The organism is Cupriavidus taiwanensis, assembly GCF_900249755.1.
GTDB lineage: Bacteria > Pseudomonadota > Gammaproteobacteria > Burkholderiales > Burkholderiaceae > Cupriavidus > Cupriavidus taiwanensis_D.
On the sequence record NZ_LT976853.1, the window covers coordinates 1,659,928 to 1,675,024 of the forward strand.

Consider the following 15,097-nt stretch of genomic DNA (forward strand, 5'->3'; position numbering starts at 1 on the left):
TTGTCGGTTTCAGTTGAAGCGCACGTATTCAAAGTCCATCGGCTGGCGGTTGATGCCCACCGCTGGCGGCGCGATCCAGTTGGCATACTTGCCCGGCTCCACCACGCGGCCCATCAGCGACGCAACAAAGGCGCGGTCTTCGTCGGTGGCCAGCCACTCGCGTTCGTTGGCCTTCCATTCGGCTTCGGAAATCAGCTGGCCCTCAGGCGAGACGTGCACATTGGCCAGCGTGCCGATCCTGCGGTGGAAGGCCTTGTGCGGCACGGTCAGCCGGAACGCGATGCCGGCCTTCTCGATGACCTTGTTCCAGCGCGCCACGCCGCCCATGCTGTCCTTGATGTAGTCGTCGCGCAGCACTTCATTGAGCGCGTTGAGCATCGGCACCTCGCGCTCGCCGAGGCGGCCGTCGCGCACTTCCGGCACGCGGTAGACCTCGCCCTTCAGCATATGGTCGTCGGCGCGCTTGCCTTCCTCGAAGCGGCCCTTCAGGCCCGCGCTGTAGAAGGTGGCCGCGTTCGACGACTGGTCGGCGCCGAACAGGTCGATGGTGACGCTGTAGTGGAAGTTCAGGTAGCGCTGGATGGTCGGCAGGTCGATCACGCCGGTGGCGCGCACCTCGGCCGGGTCTTCGATGCCGCGCTCGCGCATGACCTCGCAGGTGCGCTGGATCACGCGCGACACGCCCGATTCACCCACGAACATGTGGTGCGCTTCCTCGGTCAGCATGAAGCGCGTGGTGCGCGCCAGCGGATCGAAGCCCGACTCGGCCAGCGCGCACAGCTGGAACTTGCCGTCGCGGTCGGTGAAGTAGGTGAACATGAAGAACGACAGCCAGTCCGGCGTGCGCTCGTTGAAGGCGCCGAGGATGCGCGGGTTGTCCTGGTCGCCGGAGCGGCGCTCCAGCAGTGCCTCGGCTTCCTCGCGGCCGTCGCGGCCGAAATAGCGGTGCAGCAGGTACACCATCGCCCACAGGTGGCGGCCTTCTTCCACGTTGACCTGGAACAGGTTGCGCAGGTCGTACAGGCTGGGGGCGGTCAGCCCCAGGTGGCGCTGCTGCTCGACCGAGGCGGGTTCGGTGTCGCCCTGGGTCACGATGATGCGGCGCAGGTTGGCGCGATGCTCGCCCGGCACCTCCTGCCACGCGGCCTCGCCCTTGTGCTCGCCGAAGTGGATGCGGCGCTCGGGGTCGGCCGGCTGCAAGAAGATGCCCCATCGATAGTCGGGCATCCTGACGTGGTCGAAGTGCGCCCAGCCCGAGGGATCGACCGACACCGCGGTGCGCAGGTAGACCTCGAAGCCGTGCGAGCCGTCGGGCCCCATGTCGCGCCACCAGTCGAGGAACGCCGGTTGCCAGTGTTCCAGCGCGCGCTGCAGCGCGCGGTCGTCGGACAGGTTGACGTTGTTGGGGATCTTCTGGCTGTAGTCGATGCTCACGGCTTTGTCTCCTGTGTCTTGCGGGCGCGCTAGATGCGGTCCCAGTCGAAGCGGGCCTTGTTGCCGCTGCCGAAGACCTTGAGCGCGCCGTTTTCGCCGACGGCGTTGGGGCGCTGGAAGATCCAGTTCTGCCAGGCGGTCAGCCGGCCGAAGATGCGGGTCTCCATGGTCTCGGCGCCGCCGAAGCGCAGGTTGGCTTCCATCCCGGTCAGCGCATCCGGCGACAGGCTGGCGCGCTCTTCCAGCGCGATGCGGATCTCGTCTTCCCAGTCGATATCGTCCGGCGCCGCGGTGATCAGGCCGAGCGAATCGGCGCTGAGCGCGTCCAGCGGCGCGCCGATGTGCTCGCGCACCGGGCCCAGCGCGGCCTCGTCGCCATAGAAGCGCGCCGCCAGCCGGGTCTGGCCGTTGGGCATGGGGTAGGCGCCGAAGTTGAGCGGCGAGACGAACACGCGCGGCGCGTCGTCCGGTGCGTCGGGCAGGTGCAGCATGTAGCTGCGGTCGGCGGCCAGCGCCAGTTCCAGCAGCGTGCCGGCAAAGCAGGAATCGGGCTCGATCAGCGCGATCAGGCTGCGCGACGACACGTCCAGCCGCGCCAGCGTGCGGCGCAGCATGCCCACGGTCTCGCGCACGAACCAGTGGCCGGCGTGCGCCTGCAGCAGCGCGTCGGCCGCCATCACCGCGGCCGGGTCGCCATCGGTCTTCAGCACCCAGATGCCGATGTCGAGATGGTTGGTGCGCAGCGTCAGGATGGCATCGTCGAGTTCGCGCGCCATCTTCAGCGGCCACCATTGCGCGCCCGCGGCTACCACGCCGGCAAGATCGGCGGGCTGATGCTTGTCCGGGCCGAACACGGTCAGCGTGGCCTTGCGCGCGCCGGCATCGAGGTGCACGCGCACGGTCTCGTAGCGATAGCCGTCCGCCTCCACCGCGCGCGACAGCGGCGTCAGCGTGATGCCGTGGTGGCCCTGCGGGCGATCGCTGGTGGCCGCCAGCGCGGCCGCGCGCTCGGCCACGTATTCGGCGAAGCGCGCCGGCTTGACCACCTCGTCGACCAGCTTCCAGTCCTTGGCGCGCTGGCCGCGCACGCCTTCGGTGGTGGTGCAGAAGATGTCGGCATGGTCGCGGCGCACGCGGCGCTTGTCGGTCACGCGGGTGAGGCCGCCGGTGCCGGGCAGCACGCCCAGCAGCGGCACCTCGGGCAGGCTCACCGCCGACGAGCGGTCGTCGACCAGCACGATCTCGTCGCACGCCAGCGCCAGCTCATAGCCGCCGCCGGCAGTGGTGCCGTTGCAGGCGGCGATGAACTTCAGCCCCGAGTGCCGGCTGGCGTCCTCGATGGCATTGCGGGTCTCGTTGGTGAACTTGCAGAAGTTGACCTTCCACGCATGCGACGACTGCCCCAGCATGAAGATATTGGCGCCGGAGCAGAAGATGCGCTCGCGCGCGCTGGTGAGCACCACGGTGCGGACCTCCGGATGCTCGAAGCGGATGCGCTGCAGCGCGTCGTGCAGCTCGATGTCGACGCCGAGGTCGTAGGAATTGAGCTTCAGCGCATAGCCCGGACGCAGGCCGCCTTCCTCATCGACATCCATCGCCAGCGTGGCGATGGGGCCGTTGAAGCTCAGCTTCCAGTGGCGGTACTGGTCGGGATGGCGCTCGAACGTGACCGGCGCGGGCGCGTCTGCCTGGCCGGGGTGTTGCGGGGCGATTGCCGGCGTGGACATGGCTGTCTCCTGAGTGCACTATCGTGCCTTGCGGCTTTTGATGAAATATAGTGCATGGAGACGGGCGGCGCAACGTCTTTGTCGGCCGCGGTGTCCGGCTCAGGCGTCGGCCGCCGTTCCGGCTCAGGCGCCGGCGGCCTGCAGCCGGGCGCGCAGTTGCTGCAGCGAGGTCGCGGCGTCCTGGCCGCTGGTGTCGATGGAGAGGTCGGCGCGGTCATACAGCGGCGCGCGCGCCTCCAGGATGCGGCGCAGGTCGGCCATGGCCTCGCGGTTGCCTTCCATCGGCCGCATGTCGCCCTGGGCCACCACGCGCGCCATGTGCTCTTCGGGCGAGGTGCGGACCCATATGGTGTAGCACTGGGCCAGCAGCAGGTTGAAGGTGGCGGGTTCCGAGACCAGGCTGCCGGGCGTGGCCAGCACCATGCGGTCGTGTTCGCGCAGGGTCCGCTCGAGCGCGCGCATTTCATAGCGGCGATAGGCGGCCTGCCCGTACAGCGAATGGATTTCGGACAGGCTGGCGCCCGCTTCCTGCTCGATCACGGCATTCAGCTCGACGAAGGGCACGTCGCGCACTGCCGCGAGCGCGCGCCCCAGCGTCGATTTGCCGGCGCCGCGCAGGCCGATCAGCGCGATGCGCCGGTGGCGCGCATCGCCGGCCGGTTCCGGTGCCAGCGCGTGGCGGCAGGCTTCGCGCACGCGCGCCAGGTCGCCGGCGGGCAGTTGCGCCAGCCACTGCACCATCTGCGCGAACTCGGACGCCTGCTGGCCGTTGAGCGTGTCCACTTCCGCCAGCACCACCGGCAGCGGCACGTCGAGTGCGCGCGCCACCTGCCGCAGCAGCAGCACCGAGGCATTGCCGGTGCCGGTTTCCAGGTTGGCAAGATAACGTTCGGAGACCGCCGCGCCGCGCGCCAGGTCCTTGCGCGACATGCCGCGCGAGGCGCGCAGCGAGCGGATGCGCTCGCCCAGTTGCGTCAGGTAGGGGTCGCGTTCGGCGTTGGCAGCGGGCGCGGCAGGTGTATCAGCCTCGGCGGCGCTGGCGGCGGGCAGCGGAGCGGAATCGCGGCGCATGGTGTCGGTCGGGTTGGATGCGGCCAAAGCAGGCCACGGGCGAAAGCAGGGGCGCATTATACGGCGAGCGGTGTCGGGCCAAGTGGTGCGGGAGGCGGCTGCGACCGCGAACCCTGTCCTATAGTGCATTCCCTTGGTTGCATAATAGTTGATGTGAAATAAAATGCATCAACAAGCGGCTCCCGGCTGCAGCATCGCCGGCCCCCGACAACAGCGACTGGCCTGGCGCCGTCGCGGCCAGCCGGCCAGCGGCGGCCGCGGTGCGCGACGCCAAGGAGTGCAGACATGACGCCCCCGAACCCCGCCGCGGCCGCGGACGGCACCGCCAGTGCCATTGCGGTGCTGCCGTCCCGCTATAACGCCGCCGACGACCTGTTGTCGCGCAACCTCGCGGCGGGCCGTGGCGGCAAGACCGCGTATCGCGACGACACCGCCGCGCTGAGCTACGCCGAACTCGACGACCGTGCCCGCCGCTTTGCCGGCGCGCTGCGCGCGGCCGGCCTGCGCCAGGAAGAGCGCTTGCTGCTGTGCGCGCTCGACACGGTCGATTTTCCGGTGGTGTTCCTCGGCTGCCTGCTGGCGGGGGTGGTGCCGGTGGCGGTCAATACGCTGCTGACCGCGGACGACTACGCCTACATGCTGGGCCACAGCGGCGCCCGCGCGGTGGTGGTGTCCGAGCCGCTGCTGCCGGTGATGCAGGCCGCGATCGGCCAGAGCGGGCTGTCCCCGACCGTGATCCAGGCCGCGCCGCATGCCGGCGCCGCGCCGTCGTGCAGCGTCGGCGCGATGCTGGCGCGCACGCGCGCACCGGCGCCTGCGGCCGGCACCGGGCCCGACGACATGGCGTTCTGGCTGTACTCGTCCGGCTCCACCGGCCGGCCCAAGGGCACCGTGCATACCCACGCCAACCTGTTCCATACCGCCGACCTCTATGCGCGGCAAGTGCTGGGCATCCGCGAGGGCGACGTGGTGTTCTCCGCCGCCAAGCTGTACTTTGCCTACGGGCTGGGCAACGCGCTGACCTTCCCGATGTCGGTCGGCGCGACCACCGTGCTGATGGCCGAGCGCCCCACGCCCGCTGCCGTATTCAAGCGCCTGCGCGAACAGAAGCCGACGGTGTTCTGCGGCGTGCCGACGCTGTTCGCCGGCATGCTGGCCGCCCCCGACCTGCCGCCGCGCGCGGAAGTGGCGTTGCGCGTGTGCACCTCCGCCGGCGAGGCGCTGCCGCGCGATATCGGCGAACGCTTCCTGGCGCACTTCGGCTGCGACATCCTCGACGGCATCGGCTCCACCGAGATGCTGCATATCTTCCTGTCGAACCGGCCGGGCGCGGTGCGCTACGGCACCACCGGCGTGCCGGTCCCCGGCTACGACATCAAGCTGCTCGACGAGCAGGGCCAGCCGTGCGCCGCCGGCGAGATCGGCGAGCTCTACATCAAGGGCCCGAGCGCCGCGCTGATGTACTGGTGCAACCGCGACAAGAGCCGCGAGACCTTTGTCGGCGACTGGACGCGCAGCGGCGACAAGTACCTGCGCGATGCGGACGGCTACTACACCTATGCCGGCCGCAGCGACGACATGCTGAAGGTAGGGGGCATCTATGTGTCGCCGTTCGAGGTCGAGGCCGCGCTGGCCCAGCATCCGGCCGTGCTGGAAGCGGCGGTGATCGGCGTGACCGATGCCGACGAACTGGTCAAGCCCAAGGCCTTCGTGGTGCTGCGCCCCGGCCAGCCATGGCACGACGGCATGGCGGCGGAGCTGCAGGCCTTTGTCAAGTCGCGGCTGGCACCGTACAAATACCCGCGCCAGATCGAATGCGTGCCCGAATTGCCCAAGACCGCGACCGGCAAGATCCAGCGCTTCCGGCTGCGCCAGCGCGAGCAGGCCGCGCGCGGCTGAATCGTCCTTCCTGAACCGATGCAACCAGACAAGGTGTCCATGCCCAGCAGCCTGGTCGAGATCCCGTTCGACAACCGCCGTATCCAGATCGAATACCAGTGGCTGCGCCCGCAGCGCGCGCAGCGGCCGCTGGTGGTGTTCCTGCACGAGGGCCTTGGCTCGGTCAGCATGTGGCGCGACTTTCCGCTGGCCTTTTGCGAGGCCGGCGATTACCGCGGGCTGGTGTTCTCGCGCTACGGCTATGGCCGCTCCACGCCGCGCCCGCACGATGAGAAGTGGCGCCCTGATTTCATGCACCGGCAGGCGCGCGAGGCACTGCCGGCGCTGTTCGAAGCGCTCGGCATCGGCCCCGGCCGCGCGCACGGCGCGCCCTGGCTGCTTGGCCATAGCGACGGCGGCTCGATCGCGCTGATCCACGCCGCGAGCTTTCCGCGCGACGTGGCCGGCATCACCGTGCTGGCGCCGCATATCGTGGTCGAAGACCTGTCGGTGCGCAGCATCGCGGCGACGCGCCAGGCCTACCTGGAAACCGACCTGCGCGAGCGGCTGGCGCGCCACCACGCGGACGTCGATTCGGCGTTCTGGGGCTGGAACGATATCTGGCTCGACCCGGAATTCCGCCACTGGGACCTGCGCCCGCTGCTGTCCGGCCTGCAATGCCCGGTGCTGGCGGTGCAGGGCGAGGACGACGAGTACGGCACCATGGCGCAGATCGAGGGTATCCATCGATATGCCCCCCAGACCACCTTGCTTAAACTCGCGCGATGCGGACATTCGCCCCATCGCGACCAAAAAGATCCGTTGACGATGGCCGCGGTTCGGCATATAAACGCATATACTTCAAACCTAAAATAATTCGGCTTCCCGCCGCTTGCGCAGGGGTTCCCGGTGCCAGATGTGCCGGCGGCCCGTGGCAAGGGCAGGGGTGACCGGCAACGGTCCAGCGAGCCATCCGGCTTGACCACCAGGAGACACCATGCGTCGCTTCCCCTCGCGCAGGCTTGCGCCTGCCTGCCTTGCCGTCGCCACCGTCTTTGCCATGGCGGGCGCGTCCGCGCAGCCCGCTGCGCCCGCGGCCGGTGCCCCCGCCGGCGGCAAGATCAAGGTCGGTTTCATGCTGCCGTACACCGGCACCTATGCCGCGCTGGGCAACGCCATCGAGAACGGCTTCCGCATGTACGTGCAGCAGCAGGGCGGCAAGCTGGCCGGGCGCGAGATCGAGTACTTCAAGGTCGACGACGAATCCGATCCGGCCAAGGCGCCGGAGAATGCCACCAAGCTGGTCAAGCGCGACCAGGTCGACGTGGTGGTCGGCACGGTGCATTCCGGCGTGCAGATGGGCATCGTCAAGGTGGCCAAGGAAAACAACACGCTGCTGATCATTCCCAATGCCGGCGTCGACGAAGCCACCGGGCCGCTATGCGGGCCCAATATCTTCCGCACCTCGTTCTCGAACTGGCAGCCGGGCTATGCGATGGGCCAGGTGCTGGGCGAGCGCGGCCTGAAGAAGGTGGTGACGCTGACCTGGAAGTACGCCGCCGGCGAGCAGTCGGTCAAGGGCTTCAAGGAGGCGTTCGAGGCCAAGGGCGGCAAGGTGGTGAAGGAGCTGAGCCTGCCGTTCCCCAATGTCGAGTTCCAGGCGCTGATCACCGAAGTGGCATCGCTCAAGCCCGACGCCGTGTTCGTGTTCTTTGCCGGCGGCGGCGCGGTCAAGTTCGTCAAGGACTGGGCCGCGGCCGGGCTGAAGGACAAGATCCCGCTGTACGGATCGGGCTTCCTGACCGACGGCACGCTCGACGCGCAGGGCAACGCCGCGCAGGGGCTGGAGACCACGCTGCACTACGCCGACGGCCTGACCAACGCGCGCGACAAGAACTTCCGCCTGGACTACGCCAAGACCTACAAGCTGCAGCCGGACGTGTACGCGGTGCAGGGCTACGACGCCGCCCAGCTGCTGGCCGCCGGCGCCACCGCGGTGAAGGGCGACATGACGCGCAAGGCCGAGCTCTACAAGGCCATGGGCGGCGCCAGGATCGACAGCCCGCGCGGGACCTTCACGCTGTCCAGGGCGCACAACCCGGTGCAGGATTTCTACCTGCGCAAGGTCGACGGGCGCGAGAACAAGGTCAGCGCGGTGGCGGTGAAGGCGCTGGCCGATCCGGCGCGCGGGTGCAAGCTTTAACCGCGTCAATACCCGCGTGTTTGCTCCCCTCTCCCGCTCGCGGGAGAGGGGCAGGGGGTGAGGGCAGGCGCGTCAAAGGCTGAGGCCGCAGGTTTAAAGAACCATCGGCCCCGCCTGGTGTGGTTCCTCGCTAGCCCACCGCTCACCCCAACCCTCTCCCGATGAGGGGAGGGGAGAACACCTTGCATAGGCAAGTCCGGGCGGCTTGGGCGCACCCAACACCGTCATCCTGTCGTAGTCTGCAGAAGTGCCCGCATGGACATCGTCTCCTTCCTCATCCAGTGCCTGAACAGCGTCCAGTACGGCCTGCTGCTGTTCCTGGTCGCCAGCGGCCTGACGCTGATCTTCGGCATCATGGGCGTGATCAACCTGGCCCACGGCAGCTTCTACATGCTGGGCGCCTACCTGGCGTTCACGCTGGCCGGCCTGACCGGCAACCTGTTCATCGCCATTCCGCTCGGCATCGTGCTGGCGGTGGCGTTCGGCTACGTGCTCGAGTGGGCCTTCTTCAGCTACCTGTATGAGCGCGACCACCTGCAGCAGGTGCTGATGACCTATGGCCTGATCCTGGTGTTCGAAGAGCTGCGCAGCATCCTGGTCGGCGACGACGTGCACGGCGTGCAGGTGCCGGCGCTGCTCGACGGTGCGCTGCCGATCGGCAACGACATGACGTATCCGGTGTACCGGCTGTTTATCTCGGCCATCTGCCTGGTGGTGGCGCTGGCGATGTACTACGTGATCCGCCGCACGCGGCTGGGCATGATGATCCGCGCCGGCGCCACCAACCGCGAGATGGTGCAGTCGCTCGGCATCAATATCACGGTGCTGTACCGCTTCGTGTTTGCGCTGGGCGTGGCGCTGGCGGTGCTGGCCGGCATGATCGCCGCGCCGGTGTCGTCGGTCTATCCGGGCATGGGCGCGCAGGTGCTGATCGTCTGCTTCGTGGTGGTGGTGATCGGCGGCATCGGCTCGGTCAAGGGCGCGCTGGTGGCATCGCTGCTGCTGGGTTTTGTCGATACCTTCGGCAAGGTGTTCTGGCAGGAGGCGGCCGGCGTGCTGATCTACCTGCTGATGGCGGTGATCCTGCTGTGGAAGCCGCAGGGGCTGTTCAAGGCGGGCTGATATGAATCCGACGACATTGCCGGCGCGCCGGCACGCTGCGCGCAACGCCACGCTGGCCACCGCGCTGGGCTGGGTGGTGGCGTTCGCGGTGCTGGCCGGGCTGCCGCTGCTGCTGACCGCGGACAGCCACAAGTTCTATATCGAGCTGCTCAGCAAGGTGATGATCATGGCGATCTTCGCGCTGTCGCTGCAGCTGCTGATCGGCTACACCGGGCTGGTCAGCCTGGGCCATGCCGCCTACTTCGCCATGGCGGCCTATGCCACGGCGATGCTGGCGCCGCAGAGCGGCCCCGGCAACGGCTGGGTGCTGCTGGCCGGCGCGCTGGCGGCATCGGCCGCGCTGGCGCTGTTGGTGGGCGCGCTGGTGCTGCGCACGCGCGGCGTGTATTTCATCATGGTGACGCTGGCGTTCGCGCAGATGGTGTACTTCGTGTTCCATGACACCAAGGTCGCCGGCGGCAGCGACGGCACCTATATCTACTTCCGCCCGGAATTCCCCGTGCCCGGCGAGCACCTGCTGACGGTGAACGACCCCATGCACTTCTACTGGCTGGTGTGGCTGGGGCTGGCGGCGACGGTGGCGGTGCTGATGCTGGTGCTGCGCTCGCGCTTCGGCCACGCGCTGGTCGGCATCCGCCACAACGAGCAGCGCATGCGCGCGGCCGGCTATGCCACCTACCGCTACCAGCTTGGCGCCTTCGTCGCGGGCGGGCTGCTGGCGGGGCTGGCGGGGTTCCTGTATGCGATCCAGTTCGGCTTCGTCAATCCGGAGATCGCGTCGTGGCACCAGTCGGGCAACGCCATGCTGATGGTGATCCTCGGCGGCGTCGGCAGCCTGGCCGGCGCGGTGCTGGGCGCGTTTTCGTTCGTGCTGCTGGCGGAGTGGTTCAGTACCCTGACCAAGCACTGGCAACTGCTGATGGGCGGCTTCATCATCGTCGCGGTGGCGCTGCTGCCGCGCGGGCTGGTCAGCCTGCCGTCGGTGCTGCGGCACGGGCGCCGGCGCCGCAACGGCGATGCCGGTCCGGGCACGGACGAGGCCGCCAGCGCGGAGCGCCGCAGCCATACGGAGGCCGCATGAGCACGCCCGCCAACACCATCCTCGAGGCGCAGCAGCTGACCCGGCGCTTCGGCGGCCTGACCGCCGTGGCCAGCGTCGACCTGACGCTGGCGCTGCATGAGATCCACGCCGTGATCGGCACCAACGGCGCGGGCAAGTCGACCCTGATCAATATGCTGTCCGGCGAATTGCCGCCATCGTCCGGCCGCCTGCGCCTGAAGGGCGAGGACGTGACCGGCTGGTCGCAGCCCCGGCTGGCGCGCCACGGGGTAGGGCGCAGCTACCAGCGCAACAACATCTTCCTGCCGCTGACGGTGCGCGAGAACTGCCGGCTGGCGGCGCAGTCGCGCGCGCAGCGCGCCTGGCGCCTGTGGGAAAGCGCCCAGGGCTGCCGCACCAGCGCGACGCTGGCCGACGAGGCCATGGAGCGCGCCGGGCTGGAGCACCTGGCCGGGCGGCGCGCCAGCGACCTCGCGCACGGGCAGAAGCGCCAGCTGGAGGTGGCGATGTGCCTGGCGACGCAGCCGGTCGCGCTGCTGCTGGACGAGCCGCTGGCGGGCATGGGCGCGGAAGAATCGGCGCGCATGCTGGCGTTGCTGCGCGGCCTGCGCGAAGGCCATGCCATCCTGCTGGTCGAGCATGACATGGACGCGGTGTTCTCGGTCGCCGACCGCATCACCGTGATGGTCAACGGCGCCGTGATCGCCACCGGCAGCCCCGACGCGATCCGCACCAACCACGAAGTCCAGGTGGCCTACCTGGGCGAGGAAGAGGACGAGGCCGCATGAACCTGCCGAACCCTGCAGCGGCGCCCGCCACGCCGATGATCGAGGCCACCGGCATCAACGCCTGGTATGGCTCGAGCCACGTGCTGCGCGATATCGACTTCACCGTGGGCGTGGGCGAGACGGTCGGGCTGCTGGGTCGCAACGGCATGGGCAAGAGCACGCTGTTGCGCACGCTGCTGGGCCACGTGCGCCAGCGCCAGGGCCGGATCCTGGTGGCCGGCCGCGACGTGTCGCGCGCGCAGCCGTTCGAGGTGGCGCGGCTGGGGGTGGCCTACGTGCCCGAGGGGCGCGGCATCTTCCCCAGCCTGTCGGTGCGCGAAAACCTGCTGATGGCCGCGCGCAAGGGCTGCAACGGCCGCAGCGACTGGGACGAGGCGCGCGTGCTCGACCTGTTCCCGCGCCTGAAGGAACGCCTGTCCCATGGCGGCCAGCAGCTGTCCGGCGGCGAGCAGCAGATGCTGTCGATCGGCCGCGCGCTGATGACCAATCCCGACTGCCTGGTGCTGGACGAAGCCACCGAGGGACTGGCGCCGCGCATCGTGCGCGAGATCTGGTCGGTGATCGCCACCGTGCGCGCCACCGGCATCGCCTCGGTCGTGGTTGACCGCAATTTCCGCTCGGTGCTGGCGCACGCCGATCGTGCGGTGGTGCTGGAAAAGGGGCGGGTGGTGCTGTCCGGTCCCGCGTCGGACCTGGCCGGGAAGCCCGAAGCGCTGGACCGCTACCTTGGCGTCTGATTCATAGAAAGTGCCGAATGCGGCGCTATTGTTGCCGTGCCGCAACGGCACTTGCGGGCGCAAGATATCGCGGTTTTGCTCCGGCGGGGCTTGACCATCCGCCACTTCCCTCCCATTCTTGCGAAGTCACGAAAGCGGCATCCCTTTTTGCCGCAGTGGTCGATAGTCGACAGTTCAACTAGAATTGCGCGCGTTTGTGCAATGCAATAAGAACCGAACCAGCACCGCAACCAGCACCGGCCCCGGGCGCAGCCAACTGTCGCGCCGGCCTGGCCCGGCCCGCTGCAGAGCCAACAAACCTGCCCGCGCTCCGGTCGAGCAGACCCAATTTCATGACCCAATCCACCACCAGCCACTATTTTGTCGAGAGCCCCACTACGCGCGCCCTGGTGCTCGGCGCGGTAGGCGTCGTCTTCGGCGACATCGGCACCAGCCCGCTCTACGCCCTCAAGGAATGCTTCAGCAAGGAGCACGGCATCGCCTTCAGCCCTGACGCCGTGCTGGGCGTGATCTCCATGCTGTTCTGGGCCATGATCATCGTGGTCTCGATCAAGTACGTGGTGTTCGTGATGCGGGCCGACAACGACGGCGAGGGCGGGGTGCTGGCGCTGATGGCGCTGGTGCTGCGCACCGTGGCGCCGCGCTCGGGCAAGGCCAGGGTGCTGATGATGCTGGGCATCTTCGGCGCCTGCATGTTCTACGGCGACGCGGTGATCACGCCGGCGATCTCGGTGCTGTCGGCGGTGGAGGGGCTGGAGATCGCCGCGCCGCAGCTGTCGCAATTCGTGATACCGATCACGCTGGTGATCCTGGCGGCGCTGTTTCTGATCCAGCGCCACGGCACCGCGGCGGTGGGCAAGCTGTTCGGGCCGGTGATGACGGCGTGGTTCCTGGCACTGGGCGCATTGGGCATCTACAACCTGGTGCAGGCGCCGGAGATCCTGAAGGCGGTGAATCCCTACTACGGCATCACCTTCCTGGTCGAGCACGCGCTGCAGGCGTTCATCGTGCTGGGCTCGGTGTTCCTGGTGCTGACCGGGGCCGAGGCGCTGTATGTCGACATGGGCCACTTCGGCGCGCGCCCGATCCGCATCGGCTGGTTCATCCTGGTGATGCCGTGCCTGATGCTGAACTACTTTGGCCAGGGCGCGATGCTGCTGAACAATCCGGCCGGCGCCGAAAACCCGTTCTACCTGATGGTGCCCGAGCTGCTGCTGATCCCGATGGTGCTGCTGGCCACCTGCGCCACCGTGATCGCCTCGCAGGCGGTGATCTCGGGCGCGTACTCGCTGACCAGCCAGGCGATCCAGCTGGGCTTCCTGCCGCGCATGCGGGTGCGCTACACCTCGGCGGCGGAGATCGGCCAGATCTACCTGCCGGTGGTCAACTGGCTGCTGCTGGTGCTGGTGTTCGCCGTCGTGATCTCGTTCAAGAAGTCCGAGAACCTGGCCGCCGCCTATGGCATTGCCGTGACCACCACCATGGTCATCACCACCATCCTGGCGACGGTGTGCATGCGCAATGTCTGGAAATGGAACCCCGCGCTGGTCGCGGTGCTGGGCGCGGCCTTCCTGGTGGTGGATCTGTCTTTCTTCGCCGCCAACCTGCTCAAGGTCGCCGAGGGCGGCTGGTTCCCGCTGCTTCTGGGCGGCAGTGCGTTCTTCCTGCTGATGACGTGGTACAGCGGCCGCAAGCTGCTGCGCGCGCGCAGCCTGGAAGACGGCATCCCGCTCGAGCCGTTCATCGCCGGCCTGCTGGCGCACCCGCCGCACCGGGTCGAGGGCACCGCGGTGTTCCTGACCGGCAACACCGATTCGGTGCCGGTATCGCTGCTGCACAACCTGAAGCACAACCGCGTGCTGCATGAGCGCGTGGTGTTCCTGAACTTCATCACGCGCGACGTGCCGTACGTCGACGACGACCATCGCCTGAGCTGCAAGGATCTGGGCGGCGGCGTGTTTATCCTGAAGTCCGAGTACGGCTTCAAGGAAACGCCGGACGTGCAGAAGGTGCTGGACCTGGCCGATCGCAAGCTGGACATGCATTTCGAACTGATGGAGACCTCGTTCTTCATCGCGCGCGAATCGGTGATCCCGTCCAAGCTGCCGGGCATGCCGATGTGGCGCGAAAGCCTGTTCGCGTGGATGCACCAGAACGGCGCCAAACCGTCGGACTTCTTCCAGATCCCGGCCAACCGGGTCGTCGAACTGGGCACCAAGGTCGAGATCTGAGCGCGCGGGCACCCGCCGCCCGCTCTGCCACCGCCAGCCCCCGGGCCTGCGCCGCCAGGCGCCCCGGGGGCTTTTCATTTGACTGCGCCCGGGCCGCGACACCAGGCGGGGCACAGGTCCCGGGAAACGGACCACCAAGCGGCCCGAACCGGGACCGTGGCCTCATGCGGCCAGCCGGCCCGGCTCCGACAATACGTTCCTCAGCTTGTCTTCGCCCCGCGCCTGGCGGCAGTTCCCTCATCGGCGCGGCGGCATCCAGACTGCCCCAGCACACCCCCGGGACCCGGGAGCCCGGCGCTATGCCGCTGCCTTGATGGGAGGGCAGCCGGCCCGCGCCAGGCCATGGCTTGCACGGCACGGGCGATCCCGTGCAGCCGCGCTGTCTTGTCGTCGATCGCCTGAATGACGGAACTGCCCGGGCAGACCTGCCTGCGGCAACCGCAGTTGGAGATTGCAATGCATAGGAATCTTGCCCAGACCCTCGTTGCCGCTGCCGTAATCGCCGCGGGCTTCAGCCAGCCGGCCCACGCCGGCGCCTATGGCGAAGCCCTGGCCGCCGCCGTGCCGCGCCACACTGCCCAGCGCGACACTTTTACCGAGGGCGCGCGCAGTCCGGCCGCAGAGACTGCGCTGCTGCCCGTGGTGGCGCGCGGCAATCTTTCCGTGTGCCGTGTCCGGGGCTTCGACGCGGGCCAGGACGGCATGCGCAAGCCGGATCCTTATACCGACGGCGCGCGCACGGGCCGCTTCGATGTCTTCACCGAGGGCGCCCGTACCGGCACTCGCGACCCCTATGCCGACGGCGCGCGCAGCGATGCCCGCGGCAGCGGGGAATGCCTGTCCTGA

General features: G+C 68.5%; 12 protein-coding genes. 9 read left to right on the forward strand and 3 right to left on the reverse strand.

Annotation, left to right across the window (positions count from 1 at the left end):
- Positions 1 to 9: 9 nt before the first annotated feature.
- The 3 genes from boxB to CBM2594_RS07655 all read right to left on the reverse strand — a co-directional run bounded on the left by boxB (position 10) and on the right by CBM2594_RS07655 (position 4,232).
- Positions 10 to 1,434, reverse strand: coding sequence for a benzoyl-CoA 2,3-epoxidase subunit BoxB (gene boxB, locus CBM2594_RS07645; protein WP_116356299.1), 1,425 nt, complete (start codon positions 1,432 to 1,434; stop codon positions 10 to 12).
- A 29-nt stretch (positions 1,435 to 1,463) separates the two neighbouring features.
- Positions 1,464 to 3,161, reverse strand: coding sequence for a 2,3-epoxybenzoyl-CoA dihydrolase (gene boxC, locus CBM2594_RS07650; protein ID WP_116356300.1), 1,698 nt, complete (start codon positions 3,159 to 3,161; stop codon positions 1,464 to 1,466).
- 123 nt (positions 3,162 to 3,284) lie between these two features.
- Positions 3,285 to 4,232: a helix-turn-helix transcriptional regulator gene (locus CBM2594_RS07655; RefSeq protein ID WP_116357730.1), complete on the reverse strand. Its 948-nt coding sequence runs from the start codon at positions 4,230 to 4,232 to the stop codon at positions 3,285 to 3,287.
- A 285-nt stretch (positions 4,233 to 4,517) separates the two neighbouring features.
- Between CBM2594_RS07655 and CBM2594_RS07660 the strand changes: the two genes are divergently transcribed.
- From CBM2594_RS07660 to CBM2594_RS07700, 9 genes are all read left to right on the forward strand, one after another.
- Positions 4,518 to 6,131, forward strand: coding sequence for a benzoate-CoA ligase family protein (locus tag CBM2594_RS07660; protein WP_116356301.1), 1,614 nt, complete (start codon positions 4,518 to 4,520; stop codon positions 6,129 to 6,131).
- 39 nt (positions 6,132 to 6,170) lie between these two features.
- Positions 6,171 to 6,986, forward strand: a complete 816-nt coding sequence (locus CBM2594_RS07665; RefSeq protein ID WP_232346576.1) for an alpha/beta fold hydrolase — start codon at positions 6,171 to 6,173, stop codon at positions 6,984 to 6,986.
- Between the two features lie 121 nt (positions 6,987 to 7,107).
- Positions 7,108 to 8,313, forward strand: a complete 1,206-nt coding sequence (locus CBM2594_RS07670) for an ABC transporter substrate-binding protein (protein WP_116356303.1) — start codon at positions 7,108 to 7,110, stop codon at positions 8,311 to 8,313.
- Between the two features lie 255 nt (positions 8,314 to 8,568).
- Positions 8,569 to 9,435 (forward strand): branched-chain amino acid ABC transporter permease, encoded by an 867-nt coding sequence (locus CBM2594_RS07675; RefSeq protein ID WP_025582061.1) that lies wholly within the window; start codon positions 8,569 to 8,571, stop codon positions 9,433 to 9,435.
- Position 9,436: 1 nt separating this feature from the next.
- Complete coding sequence (locus CBM2594_RS07680; RefSeq protein ID WP_116356304.1) at positions 9,437 to 10,516, forward strand: branched-chain amino acid ABC transporter permease; 1,080 nt, start codon at positions 9,437 to 9,439, stop codon at positions 10,514 to 10,516.
- Complete coding sequence (locus CBM2594_RS07685; protein WP_116356305.1) at positions 10,513 to 11,283, forward strand: ABC transporter ATP-binding protein; 771 nt, start codon at positions 10,513 to 10,515, stop codon at positions 11,281 to 11,283. Before CBM2594_RS07680 ends, CBM2594_RS07685 begins: the two co-directional genes overlap by 4 nt.
- On the forward strand, positions 11,280 to 12,020 hold the full coding sequence (locus CBM2594_RS07690; RefSeq protein ID WP_116356306.1) for an ABC transporter ATP-binding protein: 741 nt from the start codon (positions 11,280 to 11,282) through the stop codon (positions 12,018 to 12,020). The genes CBM2594_RS07685 and CBM2594_RS07690 overlap by 4 nt, the downstream gene beginning before the upstream one ends.
- Before the next feature lie 332 nt (positions 12,021 to 12,352).
- Positions 12,353 to 14,251 carry a potassium transporter Kup gene (locus tag CBM2594_RS07695; RefSeq protein ID WP_116356307.1) on the forward strand — a complete coding sequence of 633 codons (1,899 nt, stop codon included), beginning with the start codon at positions 12,353 to 12,355 and terminating at the stop codon, positions 14,249 to 14,251.
- Between the two features lie 456 nt (positions 14,252 to 14,707).
- Positions 14,708 to 15,097 (forward strand): hypothetical protein, encoded by a 390-nt coding sequence (locus tag CBM2594_RS07700; protein ID WP_116356308.1) that lies wholly within the window; start codon positions 14,708 to 14,710, stop codon positions 15,095 to 15,097.

Bases quoted from the DNA above. Each gene is read 5' to 3' on its own strand.
- CBM2594_RS07680 (WP_116356304.1), top strand. From the start codon at position 9,437: ATGAATCCGACGACATTGCCGGCGCGCCGGCACGCTGCGCGCAACGCC.
- CBM2594_RS07695 (WP_116356307.1), top strand. From the start codon at position 12,353: ATGACCCAATCCACCACCAGCCACTATTTTGTCGAGAGCCCCACTACG.
- CBM2594_RS07665 (WP_232346576.1), top strand. From the start codon at position 6,171: ATGCCCAGCAGCCTGGTCGAGATCCCGTTCGACAACCGCCGTATCCAG.
- CBM2594_RS07675 (WP_025582061.1), top strand. From the start codon at position 8,569: ATGGACATCGTCTCCTTCCTCATCCAGTGCCTGAACAGCGTCCAGTAC.
- CBM2594_RS07700 (WP_116356308.1), top strand. From the start codon at position 14,708: ATGCATAGGAATCTTGCCCAGACCCTCGTTGCCGCTGCCGTAATCGCC.
- CBM2594_RS07670 (WP_116356303.1), top strand. From the start codon at position 7,108: ATGCGTCGCTTCCCCTCGCGCAGGCTTGCGCCTGCCTGCCTTGCCGTC.
- boxC (WP_116356300.1), bottom strand. From the start codon at position 3,161: ATGTCCACGCCGGCAATCGCCCCGCAACACCCCGGCCAGGCAGACGCG.
- CBM2594_RS07690 (WP_116356306.1), top strand. From the start codon at position 11,280: ATGAACCTGCCGAACCCTGCAGCGGCGCCCGCCACGCCGATGATCGAG.
- CBM2594_RS07685 (WP_116356305.1), top strand. From the start codon at position 10,513: ATGAGCACGCCCGCCAACACCATCCTCGAGGCGCAGCAGCTGACCCGG.
- CBM2594_RS07660 (WP_116356301.1), top strand. From the start codon at position 4,518: ATGACGCCCCCGAACCCCGCCGCGGCCGCGGACGGCACCGCCAGTGCC.
- CBM2594_RS07655 (WP_116357730.1), bottom strand. From the start codon at position 4,232: ATGCGCCGCGATTCCGCTCCGCTGCCCGCCGCCAGCGCCGCCGAGGCT.